The sequence below is a fragment of the Bradyrhizobium sp. LVM 105 genome (assembly GCF_003957705.1).
GTDB classification, from domain to species: Bacteria; Pseudomonadota; Alphaproteobacteria; order Rhizobiales; family Xanthobacteraceae; genus Bradyrhizobium; species Bradyrhizobium frederickii.
This window is the reverse complement of the sequence record NZ_QZMV01000022.1, coordinates 1-16,897: the sequence shown is the minus strand read 5'-3', so window position 1 is coordinate 16,897 and position 16,897 is coordinate 1. Positions and strand designations below refer to the sequence as shown.

The 16,897-nt window shown below is 65.7% G+C and carries 13 protein-coding genes and 2 pseudogenes; 10 read left to right on the top strand and 5 right to left on the bottom strand.

What is annotated here, in order from left to right; all coding sequences use genetic code 11:
- The first annotated feature begins 34 nt into the window (after positions 1-34).
- Positions 35-715 (top strand): leucyl/phenylalanyl-tRNA--protein transferase, encoded by a 681-nt coding sequence (gene aat / locus D6B98_RS35280; protein WP_126261607.1) that lies wholly within the window; start codon positions 35-37, stop codon positions 713-715.
- Positions 716-742: 27 nt separating this feature from the next.
- Here aat and D6B98_RS35275 read toward each other — a convergent pair whose 3' ends face one another.
- Entirely contained in the window at positions 743-1,768 is a 1,026-nt protein-coding gene (locus D6B98_RS35275; protein ID WP_126261606.1) for a DUF2155 domain-containing protein, read from the bottom strand.
- A gap of 209 nt (positions 1,769-1,977) precedes the next feature.
- Between D6B98_RS35275 and D6B98_RS35270 the strand changes: the two are divergent.
- The 3 genes and pseudogenes from D6B98_RS35270 to D6B98_RS35260 form a co-directional block, all read left to right on the top strand.
- Positions 1,978-2,265, top strand: a pseudogene (locus D6B98_RS35270) (alpha/beta hydrolase); the annotation flags it as partial.
- Between the two features lie 37 nt (positions 2,266-2,302).
- Positions 2,303-3,310: a Na+-dependent transporter gene (locus tag D6B98_RS35265; RefSeq protein WP_126261605.1), complete on the top strand. Its 1,008-nt coding sequence runs from the start codon at positions 2,303-2,305 to the stop codon at positions 3,308-3,310.
- A gap of 86 nt (positions 3,311-3,396) precedes the next feature.
- Positions 3,397-3,651: a PepSY domain-containing protein gene (locus D6B98_RS35260; protein WP_126261640.1), complete on the top strand. Its 255-nt coding sequence runs from the start codon at positions 3,397-3,399 to the stop codon at positions 3,649-3,651.
- 71 nt (positions 3,652-3,722) lie between these two features.
- Here D6B98_RS35260 and D6B98_RS35255 read toward each other — a convergent pair whose 3' ends face one another.
- The gene (locus tag D6B98_RS35255; RefSeq protein WP_126261604.1) at positions 3,723-4,661 is read right to left on the bottom strand and encodes a GlxA family transcriptional regulator; all 939 of its coding nucleotides are present in this window, start codon (positions 4,659-4,661) and stop codon (positions 3,723-3,725) included.
- A gap of 94 nt (positions 4,662-4,755) precedes the next feature.
- Here D6B98_RS35255 and D6B98_RS35250 point away from each other — a divergent pair, with 94 nt between their 5' ends.
- On the top strand, positions 4,756-5,442 hold the full coding sequence (locus D6B98_RS35250) for a DJ-1/PfpI family protein (RefSeq protein ID WP_126261603.1): 687 nt from the start codon (positions 4,756-4,758) through the stop codon (positions 5,440-5,442).
- 335 nt (positions 5,443-5,777) lie between these two features.
- On the opposite strand, the pseudogene D6B98_RS35240 reads toward D6B98_RS35250, so the two are convergent.
- Positions 5,778-5,954, bottom strand: a pseudogene (locus D6B98_RS35240) (IS110 family transposase); the annotation flags it as partial.
- A gap of 586 nt (positions 5,955-6,540) precedes the next feature.
- Positions 6,541-6,948 carry an NADH:ubiquinone oxidoreductase subunit NDUFA12 gene (locus D6B98_RS35235; RefSeq protein ID WP_126261602.1) on the bottom strand — a complete coding sequence of 136 codons (408 nt, stop codon included), beginning with the start codon at positions 6,946-6,948 and terminating at the stop codon, positions 6,541-6,543.
- A gap of 236 nt (positions 6,949-7,184) precedes the next feature.
- On the opposite strand from D6B98_RS35235, the gene D6B98_RS35230 reads away from it, so the two are divergent.
- The 3 genes from D6B98_RS35230 (at position 7,185) to D6B98_RS35220 (ending at position 10,811) form a co-directional block, all read left to right on the top strand.
- A complete protein-coding gene (locus D6B98_RS35230) occupies positions 7,185-7,883 on the top strand; it encodes a BA14K family protein (RefSeq protein ID WP_126261601.1) in 699 nt (232 codons plus the stop codon).
- A gap of 244 nt (positions 7,884-8,127) precedes the next feature.
- On the top strand, positions 8,128-8,544 hold the full coding sequence (locus D6B98_RS35225) for a response regulator (protein ID WP_126261600.1): 417 nt from the start codon (positions 8,128-8,130) through the stop codon (positions 8,542-8,544).
- Entirely contained in the window at positions 8,541-10,811 is a 2,271-nt protein-coding gene (locus D6B98_RS35220) for a CHASE3 domain-containing protein (RefSeq protein WP_126261599.1), read from the top strand. Before D6B98_RS35225 ends, D6B98_RS35220 begins: the two co-directional genes overlap by 4 nt.
- Here the strand turns inward: D6B98_RS35220 and D6B98_RS35215 are convergent.
- Positions 10,777-11,673, bottom strand: a complete 897-nt coding sequence (locus tag D6B98_RS35215) for a DMT family transporter (protein ID WP_126261598.1) — start codon at positions 11,671-11,673, stop codon at positions 10,777-10,779. The genes D6B98_RS35220 and D6B98_RS35215 overlap by 35 nt on opposite strands.
- Before the next feature lie 763 nt (positions 11,674-12,436).
- Between D6B98_RS35215 and D6B98_RS35210 the strand changes: the two genes are divergently transcribed.
- Together D6B98_RS35210 and D6B98_RS35205 are read left to right on the top strand one after the other, a co-directional pair.
- On the top strand, positions 12,437-16,207 hold the full coding sequence (locus D6B98_RS35210; protein ID WP_126261597.1) for a vitamin B12-dependent ribonucleotide reductase: 3,771 nt from the start codon (positions 12,437-12,439) through the stop codon (positions 16,205-16,207).
- A gap of 200 nt (positions 16,208-16,407) precedes the next feature.
- Positions 16,408-16,887, top strand: coding sequence for a YaaC family protein (locus D6B98_RS35205; protein ID WP_126261596.1), 480 nt, complete (start codon positions 16,408-16,410; stop codon positions 16,885-16,887).
- The last annotated feature ends 10 nt before the right edge of the window (positions 16,888-16,897 follow it).

Genomic DNA, 16,897 nt, shown 5'->3' with positions numbered 1-16,897 from the left:
CAACCGCATCGCGATCCTGCTATGATCGCGAACCATGACTTCTCGCGACTCCGCTCCGTCTGAAATCACCCCGGCCGTGCTGCTGCGCGCCTATGCCTGCGGCATCTTCCCGATGGCGGAAAGCGCCGACGATCCGACCCTGTTCTGGGTCGAGCCGGAATTTCGCGGCGTCATCCCCCTCGACGGATTTCGCGTCGCCTCGCGGCTTGCGCGCACGGTGCGCTCGGACGTGTTTCGGGTGACCATCAACACCGCATTCAAGGCGACGATCGCGGGCTGCGCCGCGCCGCAGATCGGGCGCGAGGACACCTGGATCAACAAGCGCATCCGCGACCTCTATGGCGGCCTGTATCAGCTCGGCCATTGCCACAGCGTCGAAGCCTGGCAGGGCGATGATCTCGTCGGCGGGCTGTACGGCGTCAGCTTGGGGCGGGCCTTCTTCGGCGAGAGCATGTTTCACACCGCGCGCGACGCCTCGAAGGTCGCGCTGGTGCATCTGGTCGCGCGGCTCATCCATGGTGGCTTCGAGCTGCTCGACACCCAATACGTCACCGAGCACCTGAAGAGTTTTGGCGCGGTCGAAATCTCGCGGCGGCGCTACACCGCGCTGCTCGACAAGGCGCTGGCCGGCGAGCCCGGCGATTTCCTCAGGCTCTCATCCGGTGAGGCTATCCCTGGCGCGCGCGCACTCGAGATCATCGCTTCAAAGCAATAATTGGCGACCTGGCCCCGGGGATTTGGCCTAACGGCCAAACCCGGGAATCCCGAACAGACCAGGCCGCTGCTCCGGCGGCGGGGGCGGCGGTGGTGCCGGTTGCTGCTGCTGGATTGGCGGCAGAGGTTGCGGCGGACGCTGCTGCACCTGCTTCGGCGCGGCCTTCTTCTGCGCCGGCGGCGGGGGCGGCGGCTTGGCCGCAGGATCCGGCGCCGCTGTCGCAACGGTCTGCTGCGGCTCTTTGCAGTCGGTGAGCCAGATGTCGTAGATCGGGTGCTCGACGCCGTGCAGGCCCGGGCTTGCCGCGTACATCCAGCCGGAGAAGATGCGCTTCACCTCGCCCTGCAAGGTGATTTCGTCGACCTCGACGAAGGCATCGGTGTTGGTGGCCTCCGTCGCCGGCCGCGTGTAGCAGGCGTCGGTCTTGACCCTGAGCGCGCCGAACTGAACGGTCTCGCCGATCTCCTCGTCGAAATTGATGATGCGGCCGGTGATCTTGTCGAGGCCGGAGAAAGTCGCCTTCTTGTTCACGATCTTCTGCGCCGGCGGCTCGGTGACGACCTCGTCGCCCGGCTGCAGACTTGCCGGGGCCTGCGGCACGGCGCCCGGAACGCCCTTCTGCTGCGGCTGACGCCCGGGCGCGCCCGGGGCGCCTTGCGGACCGGGCGGCGCGATCGCCGCGGAAGGCGGCTGGTTCGGCGGAGCGACGGTGGAGCCCGGCGGCGGCGCCAGCGGCTGGGTTTCGACCGGCCCCGGCATCACGTTGCCCTGCCGGCCCGGCGGCGGAAGCATCGGACGCGACGGCAGCACGCGGCCCTGCGGCGGCAGCTCCGGCACCTCTTCGTCGTCGTCGGGGATCGGCTGCGGCTGGCCGCGAGGAATATTGCCGGGCGGCCGCAGCGGCGGCGGATCGGAAAAGATCGTGCCGATCTGCGCCTGAGCCGGCGTCGCAATCGTCAGCGCGGTGGCGGCCAAAAGCGCCGCAAGACCTGTCAGGGTAATGGTTCGAAACATCTCGCGCGGCTTCAACAGCGAATCGGGCTTGTTCGACATTCTATGGGGTTACCGCCGCTCGCAGGCCATCCGGTTAACACGGCGAATACGGCGGGGGAAGGGCGGCAACCCTGCCCTTCCCGGCTCCGTCTGGTCAGACCGGCTCCCCAATGGGATAGTCAAACAGCCCCTCCGAGGGGCCCGGGGCCCGGCATCGCCCCCCAAATAAGACGCCCAACCTGACTGGAAACCCCGAGGTCGCTCCTATCATGCCCGTTGTGCTCGATCCCGATGCCGCCGCCGTCTACAAGGCCGTCCAGGACGCCGGCCGCCCCGCCTGCGAGACCCTGACCGCGCCGGAGGCCCGCGCCTCTTACGCGCAGGCGCGCTTAGCCACCAACCCCGGGCCGCCCGAGCTTGCCTGCGGAGCTTCGCTCTCGATCCCGGCCCCGCACGGCGCGATTCCCGCCCGCTTCTATAGGCCCAGGGAGCCGCGGCGGCCCGGCGGCCTGTCGCCCGCGCCGGTGCTGTTCCACGGCGGCGGCCGGGTGACCGGCGCGTGGTTGAAGGGACTGGGCTGAAACGTCGTTCCGCATGGCTTCTCCGCTCCAAACCATCGCCGCCCTCCCGCTGCGCGTCCTGAGCTGGCTGGGCAGCCAGGGCACGCGCGGGGTCGCCGCCGTCGTGTTCATCGCCGCCGCGGTGCCGCCGCTCGGCGCGTTGCTCCGTCCCTATCTCACCGAAGCCATCCTTGGCCTGCTCTGCATCTCCTTCATGCGGGTCGATCTGGTTGCGCTCTACGGCCATTTGCGCCGGCCCGCCCTGGTTGCGACCGCCACGGCCTGGACCACGATCGGCGTGCCGCTGATCGTCGGGTTGATCGCGCACGCAACCGGCCTCACTGTCCGCGCGCCCGGGCTGTCGCTCGCACTGATGCTGCAGAGCATGGCCTCACCGATGATGGCCTCGCCGGCCCTCGCCGCGCTGATGGGGCTCGATGCCACCCTCGTGCTGATCACGCTGGTGACCTCGACCGCGCTGGTGCCCTTCACGGCCTCGATGTTCGCAGGCCTCTTCCTCGGCGACATGCTCAGCATCACGCCGCTGTCACTCGGCCTGAAACTGCTCGGCATCCTCGCCGCATCGCTGCTCGCCGCAACAGCCATCCGGTGGGTCTTCGGCGCGGAGGCGATCCAGCGTCACAAGACGCCGATCGACGGTCTCAACATCATCATCCTTTTCATCTTCGCGGCGGCGATCATGGGCGACGTCGCGAGCGACCTCCTCGCGCATCCGCTGTTCACCATCAGCCTCGCAGCTCTGTCCTTCGCGATCTACTTCACCCTGCTCGCCATCACCACGCTGCTATTCCGCCGCATCGGCACCGAGCGCGCGCTGGCGCTCGGGCTGATGGTGTCACAGCGCAATCTCGGCCTGATGCTGGCGGCAACGGCCGGCGCATTGCCGCCCACCACCTGGCTCTATTTCGCGATGACGCAGTTTCCGATTCATCTTGCGCCCTACATGCTAATGCCGATCGCGCGGCGGCTGACGGGGCGCGCGGATGCGTCGAAGGTTACAGCGGCAGACAACGTCGCTTAGTTTCCAGGGTTTGCATCGCACAGACGAAGTGAAGGAACATCAGTTCAGAGATCTCGTTGAAGCCGTTCATCGAATGGAGATTGGCGATGAGGTTTGCCGCAATTCTGGTTCTCGGTTCCCTTGCCATGGGCTCAGCAGCAAGAGCAGATCAACCCGGACCGGACTGGATGCCGATGGAGCAAGTGAAGGCCAAGGTCATGGAATCTGGCTATTCGCAGGTGACCAAGCTTGAAGCCGACGATGGCCAGTGGGAGGGCGAAGGCATCAAGAACGGACAGAAGATGGAATTCCATGCCGATCCCAAAACCGGCGCCATCGTGCGCGAAAAGCCGGACAAGTGACCATCGGCGGCGTCCAAATCTGAACAACGCAGACGTCGCCATTTCGCACGCGCCAGTTCAAGCGTACACGCCTATCCCGCCCTTGCCGCGCGCCGCAGTGCCTGTGGCGGCTGGCCGAAGGCGCGGATGAAGGCGCGGCGCATGCGCTCGGGATCGCGGAAGCCGGTTGCTTCCGCAACCAGCTCGATGCCCTCGCGCGAAGACTGCACGCGCTCGCGCGCGACTTCTAGCCGGAGCCGCTCGATCGCCTTCGAAGGCGTCGTGCCGGTCTCGGCGGCGAAGGCGCGGGCGAAATGCCGCGCGCTCATGCCGGCGCGATCGGCGAGATCCTCCACCGTCAGCGGCGCGTCGAGATTTTCACGCGCCCAGGACAACAGCGCGCCGAAGCGGCCGTTCGATCCTTTCAGCTCCAGCAGTGATGAGAACTGCGACTGGCCGCCGCTGCGGCGATGATAGAGCACGAGCTGGCGCGCGGCCGCTTGCGCGATCTCCTCGCCATGGTCCTCGGTCACCATCGCGAGCGCGAGATCGATGCCGGCGGAGATGCCCGCCGACGTCCAGACATTGCCGTCGCGGGTGAAGATCCGGTCCGGCTCGAACTTCACCTTCGGATAGCGCGTGACAAAGTCGCGCGTCCGCCCCCAGTGCGTGGTGGCGCGGCGTCCATCGAGCAGCCCCGCTTCAGCCAGCACGTAAGCGCCCGAGCAGACGCTGGCGATGCGCACGCCGCGCCGCGCCAGGCGCTGCACGAAAGCGCGTGTGACTTCGCAGCGCGCTGCGTCCGCAACGCCGACGCCGCCTGCGATCACCAGCGTCGTGATCGCATTCGCCGACTTGAAATCGCGCGCCATCATCTCGACGCCCGACGAGCTGAGCACCGGCCCCGCGTTCAGCGCGAGCACGCGGAGCGCCAGCGGCTTGTCGGCGCAGCGCGCCGCGACCTCGAACACCGAGATCGGGCCGGCTGCATCGAGCAACTGAAAGTTCGGGAAGATCAGGATGCCGATCATAGCCCATGTCCGAAATAGTTGGAATTATGCCATTCCGGACACAAAGGCAGCATGCCAATCTTCACCCGTCAAGCTCAAGTTTGGAGGATCCGCCATGTCGTCACCGCTCCAGATCGGTCTTCTGATATTTCCGCGCGTCACCCAGCTCGACTTCACCGGCCCCTTGCAGGTGTTCGCCATGGTGCCCGGCGCCAAGTTGCATTTGATCTGGAAGCGGATCGAGCCGGTGCCGAGCGATTCCGTGCTGACGCTGACGCCGACCACGACATTCGCCGACTGCCCGCAGCTCGACGTGATCTGCGTGCCCGGCGGCGCCGGCACCAACGACCTGCTGGGCGACGACGAGGTGCTCGACTTCCTGCGCAAGCAGGCCGCGGGCGCGAAATACGTCACCTCCGTCTGCACAGGATCGCTGGCGCTCGGCGCCGCGGGCCTGCTCAAGGGCTACCGCGCCGCGACCCATTGGAGCGCAATGGAGATGCTCGGCCAGTTCGGCGCGACGCCAACAAAGACGCGCGTCTGCATCGACCGCAATCGCATCACCGGCGGCGGCGTCACCGCCGGAATCGATTTCGCGCTGACGCTGGTGTCGATCCTGATCGATCGCACCACCGCGCAAGCGATCCAGCTCCAGATGGAGTACAACCCGGCACCGCCGTTCAATTCGGGATCGCCCGATACCGCGCCGGCCGAAGTGTTGACCCTGCTCCGGGAGCGCGGCGCGCAAAACCAGGCGCGGCGGCTTGAAGCCGTCAAGCTCGCAGCCGAGCGGCTGGCGTAGCGCGGGCCTCGCTCTCATGTCCCGGACGCGGCGCGGCACGCAGTGACGCTCCGCAGAGCCGGGACCCATATGTGGACGGCCCCCGTGGCACAAGAGCTTTGTGAGGTTTGATCGGATCGCTTGCATCCATATGTCCGGCCTGTTGATGCGGCGTGTTGAACCGCGGGCCAAGATGGTTTTCGCGACGCGAGTTCCAATCAGAAATGCGACCTTGTTCGGTCACTGGGTCCCACGGATTTGCTCGCATCTCGGAACGATCGATCGCACCATCTCCTCTGCTCTTGCAGCTCCGGTTCGGCCGGTGGCCGAACCCGCCGGTCGGCCGAATCTCTCACCTACGCGGCGGCGGCCGCTTCGGCCTCGCTTTTGGCATCGAACCGCGCGCTGTCATAATCCTCTCCCGTCGTCATCAGCTTCCAGGCGATGCGTGCAGTCTTGTTGGCCAGCGCCACGGCTGCCTGCTTCGGCGTTTTGCGCTGGAGCAGGTCGAGCAGCCAGCGCGATCCACGACGGTGCTTCCCCTCCATCCCAATGCGGATAATCTGGCTCACGGACGGCTCCTGTGAATGGGTGTGTGACAACCTCATTCTGGCACAACTGATGCCGTAGGGGGCCGTCCACCCCATCAGAACGCAACACGGCGCACCGCGAGATGGGCCCCGGCTCTGCAGCGCACCGCTGAACCGGACGATGCTGTGCATCGCCGGGGAAGCGCTGCGCTGCGTCCGGGGCACGCGCCAGGACGATAACAACAGAAGACGATAACGACAGAAAAAGGCCGCTCGGTTTCCCAAGCGGCCTTTCCTGTCTTACGGCGGCTGCACATTCACATCGAGCGATGTCGGAGCTTCCAGACCGGGGGCCTATCTCCCGATCGAGTCCATACTCGGCGGCCGCTGCATCTCGGGACAGTCGCGAACTGTTGCCCGAACCGAACGCGATGGTCTCCCATCTCCGTAAGATGGGATCATTGGACTGCATTGCTGGCGCGGCCGCAACGGCCGCGCAGGCGCCGTCCCCGCTGTTCCCGTTGTCCACAGCGGCGTGAGGCGGATGCGGCTGCATCCAGTTGAACGATGAAGATCGCGGGCTGAAAGACTAGCCAGGGGTCCAGGGCTGATAGTCGCCGGTCGCCTTCGGACGCTTGCCGCTGGCGAGGGTCGATCCCGAGGGACGATAGGCCTTCGCCGTGCCGGTGAGATTCGGCTGGTGCGGCTTCTCCCACTCGCGCGGCTGGTAATTGTCCTCGGTCGGCGGCACATCGACGGTGTGATGAATCCAGCCGTGCCATGACGGCGGGATCCGGCTCGCTTCGGCATAGCCGTTATAGACCACCCAGCGCCGCTCGAAGCCCAGGGTCGGATCGACCGCGCCGCCGCGGGTGCGATAGTAGAGATTGCCCTGCTCGTCCTGGCCGACCAGCTCCCCGTACCGTTTGGTCCAGAGTTGGGTGCCAAAAGTCTGGCCATTCCACCAGGTGAAGAACTTGAGGAAGAATTGTTTCATGCGGCAAGGGCCCTGCTTCGTCGGGTCCTGATGCCATCCGGGCGGTGAAATGTCCAGTTCGGCAGGTGCTCCGGCGCCCCCGCAAATGCCGCACCCCCTGCCGCAAAGCGGACGCGATTCATTCAGGGCCGGTACAGCGGCCGGAGCGCAAGGCTTCATGCGCGCGCAAACCGGCGTGATCTCAGGAACCCCAGCGCTTTCGTAGGGTTTGCTTTCCGGGAAAGGAGTTTAACCCCATGAACAGTCTGAAATTGTTGAGTGCCGCCGCGACGGTGGCGTTGGTTCTTCCCTTGGCGAGCCCGAGCTTTGCGCAGCAGAGTCGTGCCGCCGCGGTCGGAGCGGGCGGTGGTGCCGCAATCGGTGGCGGAGGTGCCGCGGTCGGTGGCGGAGGCGGCGGCTTCGGTGGCGGCGCCCGCATGGGCGGCGGCGGCGCCGCATTCCACGGCGGTGGCGGTGGTTTCGGAGGCGGAGCCGCGATGCGCCCGGGCGGAGGCAATTTCGCAGCCGGTGGCGCGGTCCGTCCGGGTGGTGGCAGTTTCGTCGGGGGCGCGGCAGACCGTGCCGCTATCTCGCCGACCTTCAGCGGGACCCGCAGCGCTGCAACCGCGGGCAACTGGCAGGGCGGTAGCGGCAACTGGAGCGGTCGTCACTGGCACGGCGGCCACCACTGGCGCCATCGCCACGGCGGCTTCTGGCCGGGCTTCGCGGCTGGAGCCGCGATCGGCGGCCTCGGCTCCTACGCCTACTACGGCAGCGGCTACGGCTACGGCTATTACGATGATCCCTACTATTATGGCTACTATGACGAGCCGTCGGTTGCCGTGGTGCAGGATGGCGGCGGCGACCCCGCCTATTGCGCGCGGCGCTTCAAATCCTACGACCCGGCCTCGGGCACCTATCTCGGCTACGACGGCCGGCGGCATCCTTGCCCGTAAGCAGATCGCCGAGACGAGAAGCGAAAGGCGTCGCAGCGATGCGGCGCCTTTTGCGCGACTGGCGTCTTCCTCATCGCTCCGGCTCGATCACCTCGCGCGTGTACGGATAAATACAAATCGATGCAAATGGACCTTTATGCACCGAACCGTGCATATCCTGCGCGATCCAATCCCAAATTGACCCGACACACGATTCGCGGATATCACCAATCCCAGTGGGGACTTCGATCTACTGGGAAGTTTCATGCCGCGTGTTCTCGTGGTTGATGACGATCCGATGGTCGGCGCGACCATTGAGGTCCTCCTCCAACGTCAGGGCTTCGATGTCACGCTGACCGACGGTGGTGAAACTGGACTGGCTGCGCTGGAAACGCAGACATTCGAGGTGATGCTGGTTGACATCTTCATGCCGCACATGCGCGGCTTCGAGTCCATCCGCATCTTTCACGAGCGCGCACCGGCCACTCCGCTGATCGCGATGTCCGGCTACGCCTTTGCGTCATCCGCCTCGCCCTCTCCCGATTTCCTCCGCATGGCGCTGGAGCTCGGCGCAACGCGCTGCCTGCGCAAACCGTTCACACCGGAAGCGTTGCTGACCGCGATCCGGGAATGCCTCGCAAGCGAGAGCGCGCAGCCGAAGGACCAGAAAGAATCCCCTTGATTCCAACGCAGCGCGTCATTCTGGGTACCGGACTTGCCATCCTCCTGATCATCACCGCGGCCTCTATCGCCCTCGACGTCAAATCGCGGTCCGAGGCGGCGTGGGTCAATCAGACGGTTCAGGTCCAGAAGAAGATCTCCGATCTGCGCGTGCTGCTGCGCCGGGCCGAGAGCGCCGCGCGCGGCTACGAGCTCTACCGCACCCCGGGCTTCAGCGCCGAGTTCCAGGCGGTGCAGGCCCAGATCGCGCCGGCGCTGGCCGACCTCAAGCGCGGCGTGCGCGACAATCCCGATCAGGTCGCGCTGCTGGAGGGCACCGAACCGCTGGCGCTGCGCCGGGTCGAGATCGCGGCCGAAGCGATGCGGCTGCGCGCGGCGAACGACCAGGCCGGCATTGCCGTGCTCAACAGCAGGGCCGAGGGTCGCGGCCTCATGGACACCGTGATGGGCAACCTCGACCGCCTGAGCGCGGAGGAGGAACGCCTGCTCGCCGCGCGCGCCCAGGATTCGCGCCGCACGGGCGTCGTGCTGCTCGGCATCGACGTCGCTGGCGCCGTACTGATCCTGCTGCTGGTCGCGCTGGTGATGCGCGAGAGCCGGCGCGCCACGGTGCAGCTCCAAAGCACGCTGAGTGAAACCACGGCCGCCAAGGACGCGCTAGCGGCGGCGGTGGCCGATCGCACGCAGCATCTGGTGACGGCGCATGACGAGCTGCGCCTGTCGGTCAACGTGCTGCAAAGCACGTTCCACAGCATGGCGGAGGCGGTGCTGGTGATCGACGCCGAGGGCACCGTGCTGCTGTCCAATCCGGCCGCGGAGCGCATGCTGCTGCATCACACCGGCATGAACCTGGGCAATCTGCGCGCGCTGTCGGACGTCCTCCACGGCGACGGCGTGACGCCGATGCAGGCCGACGAGCTGCCTTCGGTGCGCGTGCTGCGGGGTGAGAAGTTCGAAGATCTGGAGATGATCGTCCGCCCGCACAACGACATTCCTCCCCGCCATCTCATGGTCAGCGGCCGGCCGATGCTGGACGGGCAAGGCGAGATCTCCGGCGCGGTGCTGGTCTATCACGACGCCACCATGTCGCGCGAGACCGAGCGGCAGCTGTACCAGTCGCAGAAGCTGGACGCGATCGGCAAGCTGACCGGCGGCGTCGCGCACGACTTCAACAACATGCTGACCGTGATCTCCGGCAACACCGAGACGCTGGTGGAAGGCCTGAAGCAGCAGCCCGAGCTGCAGCGCGTGGCGCGGCTGATCGACGATGCCGCCGAGCGCTGCGCCGAGCTGATCCAGCACCTGCTCGCCTTTGCGCGCCGGCAGCCGCTGCAGCCGCGCAACGTCGAGATCAACGCCGCGATTGCGGACATCGCAAAGCTGCTGCGCCCCACCCTCGGCGAGCAGATCCAGATCGAGACCGTGCTGGAACAGGGGTCGATGACCGCGCATATCGATCCGTCACGGCTCACCAACGCCGTGCTCAACATGGCGATCAACGCGCGCGATGCCATGCCGAACGGCGGCAAGCTGCTGCTGGAGACCCACCGCGTCGTGCTGGACGAGGCCTATGCGCAGGCCCATGCGGACGTGACGGCCGGCCCCTACATCATGCTCGCGGTCAGCGACACCGGCACCGGCATGTCCCTGGAGACCCAGCACAAGGCGTTCGAGCCCTTCTTCACCACCAAGGAGGTCGGCAAGGGATCGGGCCTCGGCCTCTCCATGGTCTACGGCTTCGTCAAGCAGTCCGGCGGCCACATCAAGATCTACAGCGAGGAAGGCCACGGCACCACGATCAAGCTCTATCTGCCGCCGGGCGAAGGCACGGCGGAGGTCGCGGTCGCCGCCGCGCCCCCGGCCGAGGGCGGCGCCGAGACCATCTTCGTCGTCGAGGACGATCCGCTTGTGCGCAACTTCGTCACCACGCAGCTGCGGAGCCTCGGCTACAAGACCATCGCCGCGTCCGACGGCAAGACCGCACTGGACCTGATCACGGCCGGCCAGACGTTCGACCTGCTGTTCACCGACGTCGTCATCCCCGGCAGCATGAGCGGGCGAGACCTCGCCGACGAGGTGGCCAAGCTGCGGCCGGGTGTGAAGGTGCTCTACACCTCCGGCTACACCGACAACGCCATCGTCCATCACGGCAAGCTCGACGACGGCGTGATGCTGCTGACCAAGCCCTACCGGCGCAACCAGCTCGCCAAGATGATCCGGAAGGCGCTGGGGGCTACCGCGTCGCCAGCACCACCGCCGCCAGCGTGAAGACCAGCGCGGCGATCTGCCCTGCCCCGAGTGGCTCGCCGAGCGCAATTGCCGAAGCGACGACGCCGAGCACCGGCACAGCCATGGTGCCGATCGCGGCGACCGAGGCCGGCAGCCGCGCCAATGCGGCGAACCAGCTGACATAGGCGATGCAGAACTGCACCACGGTCGAGTAGATCAACAGCCACCAGCCGAGCGGCGTCACCTTGTCCAGATGCGTGGTCTCGACCAGGAGGCCGATGATCGAGATCGGCAGGCAGCCGATTCCGATCTGCCAGGCCGCGGCCGTGATCGGCGGCAGGCGGATCGGATACTTCTTGGAGAACACCGTGCCGACGGCGAAGCCGAACGCGCCGCCCAGCGCCATGATGATTCCAGGCAGCTTCTCGACGCTGGCGGCGATGCCGTTGCCGCCCATGATCGAGGCGAGCCCGACGAAGGCCAGCACCAGCCCCAGCGTGCGCAGCAGCGTCGGCCGCTCGCCCAGCACCGGCCAGGCGATGATCGAGGCCCAGACCGGCATCGTATAGGCGATCAGCGCCGCCTCGCTTGCGGGCAGCCACAGCAGCGCCAGACCCATCAGCACCATCCAGCCGGTGACGTTGAGCACGGCGGCGGTGAGCAGGCGCGGCCACGTCGCCGCGTCCACCTGGAGGCTCTGCCGGCGCAGCACCGCCAGCGCCGCCAGCAGCACGGCGCCGAGCACGCCGGTCACCCCGCGCAAGGTCAGCGGCGGCAGCTCGGAGAGCAGGAATTTCGTCACCGGCCAGTTGAAGCCCCAGCCGATCGAGGTGATGGCGAGAAACATCAGGCCGGCCGGGGCGATGCGCGGCCGCGCATCCCGGCGAGTCGAATCAAGCATGGGGGTATCCGGCAAAATCGAGCGTCAGCTTGGCGCGGATTCGCCGCCCAAACCACCACCTCGGGGGGCATGCCTGCCCTCACCTTCCGTAGGGCTACGTGAGTCCGGCTGACGCAATCCCTTCGCCTAAAAATATACCTGCCCTGTGAACAGCGGGATGAAGCCTGCGCAGCCGCACCGGATGCAAATTTTTTCAGTTGGGAATCCCTGAGGACTCACTGATACTTGCCTCCACAACAGGCGCGGCGAAGACCCCTGTTATCCCCCACAATCCACCATATTTAGTATTTGATTCAGGAACTCGCACTAGTTCTTGACGGGCGCAACGGAGAGTCCTAGCTTTCGGTCCGTTCGGCGCGAGTGAGTTTGCGTCCCGCCGGCACTCCCCCAAAGGGTCCCGCAAATCGGCACTCCGCCAAGCCAGCCAAAGGCAGCGGATGAGGGCTTGTCTGCCCGCGAAAGGCGGGATTCTTCGGGCGCCAGAACGGGCCGGCAACAGGCTCGGATGGCAAGGAAAGACGTTGTGACGGTGGGGCGTTGAACGCATGTCGGGCTCATCCCCTTGGGGGCGGATGCAGCAAGGCATGCCGGCGGATGATCGGTGCGCGCATCGAGCCATCGCGTCGGGAGAACAAGGGCCGGGTCCACCGGCTGAACTGTGGTGCCCCAAGGCCGAACGGCCGAAGGCGCCGCGAAACGAAATGTCGACCGGCAGGCCTGAACGGAGGCGGGACCGGTCAAAACTTAAGGACGGGGCAAGACAATGCGGATTGAGCGGCGCCACACCACGGTAGGACAGTCACCTTACGCAGGGATCGATTTCCGGCTGACCACGTCGGAGATCAGAAATCCCGACGGCTCGGTCGTATTCAAGCTCGACAATGTCGAGGTGCCCTCGGAATGGTCGCAGGTCGCCTCCGACGTGCTGGCCCAGAAATATTTCCGCAAGGCGGGCGTTGCCGCGTGCCTGAAGAAGGTCGAGGAGGAATCCGTCCCCTCCTTCCTGTGGCGCTCCGTGCCCGACACCGAGGCGCTCGCCGCGCTGCCTGAGAAGGAGCGCTATGTCAGCGAGCTCAGCGCAAAGCAGGTGTTCGATCGCCTCGCCGGCTGCTGGACCTATTGGGGCTGGAAGGGCAAGTATTTCTCGAGCGACGAGGACGCCCAGGCCTTCTACGACGAGCTCCGCTACATGCTCGCGATGCAGATGGTCGCGCCGAACTCGCCGCAATGGTTCAACACCGGCCTGCACTGGGCCTATGGCATCGACGGCCCCGGCCAGGGCCATTATTACGTCGACCCCTTCACCGGCAAGCTGACCAAGTCCAAGTCCGCCTACGAGCACCCGCAGCCGCATGCCTGCTTCATCCAGGGCGTCGGTGACGACCTCGTCAACGAAGGCGGCATCATGGACCTCTGGGTCCGCGAGGCCCGCCTGTTCAAGTACGGCTCCGGCACCGGCTCCAACTTCTCGCGCCTGCGCGGCGAAGGCGAAAAGCTGTCGGGCGGCGGCCGCTCCAGCGGCCTGATGAGCTTCCTCAAGATCGGCGACCGCGCCGCGGGCGCGATCAAGAGCGGCGGCACCACCCGCCGCGCCGCCAAGATGGTCGTGGTCGACGTCGATCACCCCGACATCGAGACCTATATCGACTGGAAGGTGAAGGAGGAGCAGAAGGTCGCCGCCCTCGTCACGGGATCCAAGATCAACCAGAAGCACCTGAAGGCGGTGCTGAAGGCCTGCGTGAACTGCGAAGGCTCGGGCGATGATTGCTTCGATCCCGAGAAGAACCCGGCGCTGCGCCGCGAGATCAAGCTCGCCCGCCGCAGCCTCGTGCCCGACAATTACATCAAGCGCGTCATCCAGTTCGCCAAGCAGGGCTACAAGGACATCCAGTTCGACACCTACGACACCGACTGGGACAGCGAAGCCTACCTCACGGTCTCAGGCCAGAACTCCAACAATTCGGTCTCGTTGCGGGACGACTTCCTGCGCGCGGTCGAGACCGACGGCGACTGGAATCTGACCGCCCGCACCTCCAGGAAGGTGACGAAGACGCTGAAGGCGCGCGACCTCTGGGAAAAGATCGGTTACGCCGCCTGGGCCTCGGCCGACCCGGGCCTGCACTTCAACACCACCATGAACGACTGGCACACCTGCAAGGCGTCCGGCGACATCCGCGCCTCCAATCCGTGCTCGGAATACATGTTCCTGGACGACACGGCGTGCAACCTCGCCTCCGCCAACCTGCTGACGTTCTACAACATCGAGACCAAGCGCTTCGACGTCGAGGGCTATGAGCATCTCTGCCGGCTCTGGACCATCGTGCTCGAAATCTCGGTGATGATGGCGCAATTCCCGTCGAAGGCGATCGCCGAGCTCTCCTACGAGTTCCGCACGCTCGGCCTCGGCTACGCCAATATCGGCGGCCTGCTGATGACCATGGGCCTGCCCTACGACAGCAAGGAAGGCCGCGCGCTCTGCGGCGCGCTGACCGCTGTCATGACCGGCATCACCTACAAGACCTCGGCGGAGATCGCCGCCGAGCTCGGCACCTTCCCCGGCTACAAGAAGAACGCCCAGCACATGCTGCGCGTGATCCGCAACCACCGCCGCGCCGCCCATGGCCAGTCCAACGGCTACGAGGCGCTCAGCGTCAACCCGGTGCCGCTCGACCTCGTCTCCTGCCCGCAGGCCGACCTCGTCAGCCGCGCCCAGGCGGCCTGGGATGCGGCGCTCGAGCTCGGCGAGCAGCACGGCTATCGCAACGCCCAGACCACGGTGATCGCGCCCACGGGCACGATCGGCCTCGTGATGGATTGCGACACCACCGGCATCGAGCCCGACTTCGCGCTGGTGAAGTTCAAGAAGCTCGCCGGCGGCGGCTACTTCAAGATCATCAACCGCGCGGTCCCCGCGGCGCTGCGCGCGCTCGGCTATCGCGAGAGCGAGATCGCGGAGATCGAGGCCTACGCCGTCGGCCACGGCTCGCTCTCCAACGCGCCCGGCATCAACGCCTCGACCCTCAAGGCCAAGGGCTTCACCGACGAAGCCATCGCCAAGGTCGAGAAGGCGCTGCCGACCGCCTTCGACATCAAGTTCGCCTTCAACAAGTGGACCTTTGGCGAAGACTTCATCCGCGACCAGCTCGGCATCGGCGCTGAAGCCATTGCCGCTCCCGGCTTCGACCTGCTCCAGGCCGTCGGCTTCACCAAGCGCGAGATCGAGGCGGCCAACGTCCACATCTGCGGCGCCATGACGGTGGAAGGTGCCCCGCACCTCAAGGCCGAGCACTATCCGGTGTTCGACTGCGCCAACCCCTGCGGCAAGATCGGCAAGCGCTACCTGTCGGTCGAGAGCCACATCCGGATGATGGCGGCGGCGCAGCCCTTCATCTCGGGTGCGATCTCCAAGACCATCAACATGCCGAACGACGCCACGGTGGAGGACTGCAAGTCCGCCTACATGCTGTCGTGGAAACTCGCTCTGAAGGCCAACGCGCTCTATCGCGACGGCTCCAAGCTCTCCCAGCCGCTCAACTCGCAGCTCATCTCTGACGATGAGGACGAGGACGATGCGGTCGAGACGCTCTACGAGAAGCCGATGGCGGCCCGCACGACCCAGGTCTCGGAGAAGATCGTCGAGAAGCTGGTCGAGCGCATCATCGTGATGCGCGAGCGCGAGAAGATGCCGGATCGCCGCAAGGGCTACACCCAGAAGGCGGTCGTCGGCGGCCACAAGGTGTACTTGCGCACCGGCGAGTATGACGACGGCCGTCTCGGCGAGATCTTCATCGACATGCACAAGGAAGGCGCGGCGCTGCGCTCCTTCATCAACAACTTCGCCATCGCGGTGTCGCTCGGCCTGCAATACGGCGTGCCGCTGGACGAATATGTCGACGCCTTCACCTTCACCCGCTTCGAGCCGGCGGGCCCGGTGCAGGGCAACGACAGCATCAAGTACGCGACCTCGATCCTCGACTACGTCTTCCGCGAGCTCGCGGTGAGCTACATGTCACGGTTCGACCTCGCCCACGTCGATCCGAACGAGACCGGCTTTGACGCGCTCGGCAAGGGCGTCGAGGAAGGCAAGGAGCCGAACGAGGACGGCGGCCACCACGCCACCCGCCTGGTCTCGCGCGGCCTCACCCGCTCGCGGACCGACAACCTGGTCGTGATGCGCGGCGGCAGCGCCGCGGTCACGCAAGGAAACGACAGCGCGCCCTCCGGCGGCAGCAAGGTCACGGCGATGGCCTCGCACAGCGCGAGCGCCCGCGTCGGCGATGTCCTCGAAGGCGCCGTCGCCCTGAAGCAGGAAGTCCAGCACGACCTCTCGCCCACGGAGAAGCTCGAGCAGCTGCAATGGAGCAAGGCCGGCACCGCCGCAACCGCCGTCCCCAGCAAGGCCGAGCGCCGCGCCGAGGCGAAGGCCAAGGGCTATGAGGGCGAGATGTGCTCGGAGTGCGGCAACTTCACGCTGGTGCGGAATGGGACCTGCATGAAGTGTGATACGTGCGGAAGTACGACGGGGTGTTCGTGAGGCTCTAGCTCTCGCCCACGTGCGACATATCGGGGGGCTTCCCCCCGACGTCTAAAAGGGGGCGGCCGAGAGGCCGTCCCTTTTTCGGAGAGCCCACTAAGATCTTCGACCTTGGCGCTCGATCCAAACAAGACTTCATGGCGATTCGAGAGAATCCAAATGGAAGTACGAAGCTTCACGCGACTCCGGATCGCCCTTAAATGATCATCCAGCGCGCAAAGAAAGTCCGAACTGGAAATCTCTCCGAATTTGCTTGGTCTTCGCTTCGCAAATTCCAGAATATTGACTTGTTAGCCAAGATACTTATCGAGATGCATCAAGTCCCGACCAAGTATCATGACGATGCACGCAAGCAAGCCCAACAGATCAGATACTGCTTGATTCAAGCCCGAGAGTACTTTGCGGCCGCGTCTTCCGTTTCAACAGCAACAAGGCCCAATCTCCTCTACTACGGCACCATGAGTCTCGCTTTGGCAGAGATCCTCTTCAAGCAGTCTGGCGACAGCAGCCTTGACAAAGCCAGGGAAGAAAATCGCCATCACGGACTCACGATGACTGTGGGCTCCACCAAACGAGGAGCAGATTTGTCATTTGCAGCTCATGCTATACGCGCTCTGAGCTGGCCCCGGTTGTCTGAACAGAATATCCGCGTCGATAAGTGGAGCCTCTGCCGGGGTTAGGCTGCCGTGC

Excerpts from the sequence above, each read along its gene's own strand:
- aat (WP_126261607.1), top strand. The coding sequence starts at position 35 with ATGACTTCTCGCGACTCCGCTCCGTCTGAAATCACCCCGGCCGTGCTG.
- D6B98_RS35275 (WP_126261606.1), bottom strand. The coding sequence starts at position 1,768 with ATGTCGAACAAGCCCGATTCGCTGTTGAAGCCGCGCGAGATGTTTCGA.
- D6B98_RS35265 (WP_126261605.1), top strand. The coding sequence starts at position 2,303 with ATGGCTTCTCCGCTCCAAACCATCGCCGCCCTCCCGCTGCGCGTCCTG.
- D6B98_RS35260 (WP_126261640.1), top strand. The coding sequence starts at position 3,397 with ATGAGGTTTGCCGCAATTCTGGTTCTCGGTTCCCTTGCCATGGGCTCA.
- D6B98_RS35255 (WP_126261604.1), bottom strand. The coding sequence starts at position 4,661 with ATGATCGGCATCCTGATCTTCCCGAACTTTCAGTTGCTCGATGCAGCC.
- D6B98_RS35250 (WP_126261603.1), top strand. The coding sequence starts at position 4,756 with ATGTCGTCACCGCTCCAGATCGGTCTTCTGATATTTCCGCGCGTCACC.
- D6B98_RS35235 (WP_126261602.1), bottom strand. The coding sequence starts at position 6,948 with ATGAAACAATTCTTCCTCAAGTTCTTCACCTGGTGGAATGGCCAGACT.
- D6B98_RS35230 (WP_126261601.1), top strand. The coding sequence starts at position 7,185 with ATGAACAGTCTGAAATTGTTGAGTGCCGCCGCGACGGTGGCGTTGGTT.
- D6B98_RS35225 (WP_126261600.1), top strand. The coding sequence starts at position 8,128 with ATGCCGCGTGTTCTCGTGGTTGATGACGATCCGATGGTCGGCGCGACC.
- D6B98_RS35215 (WP_126261598.1), bottom strand. The coding sequence starts at position 11,673 with ATGCTTGATTCGACTCGCCGGGATGCGCGGCCGCGCATCGCCCCGGCC.
- D6B98_RS35210 (WP_126261597.1), top strand. The coding sequence starts at position 12,437 with ATGCGGATTGAGCGGCGCCACACCACGGTAGGACAGTCACCTTACGCA.
- D6B98_RS35205 (WP_126261596.1), top strand. The coding sequence starts at position 16,408 with ATGATCATCCAGCGCGCAAAGAAAGTCCGAACTGGAAATCTCTCCGAA.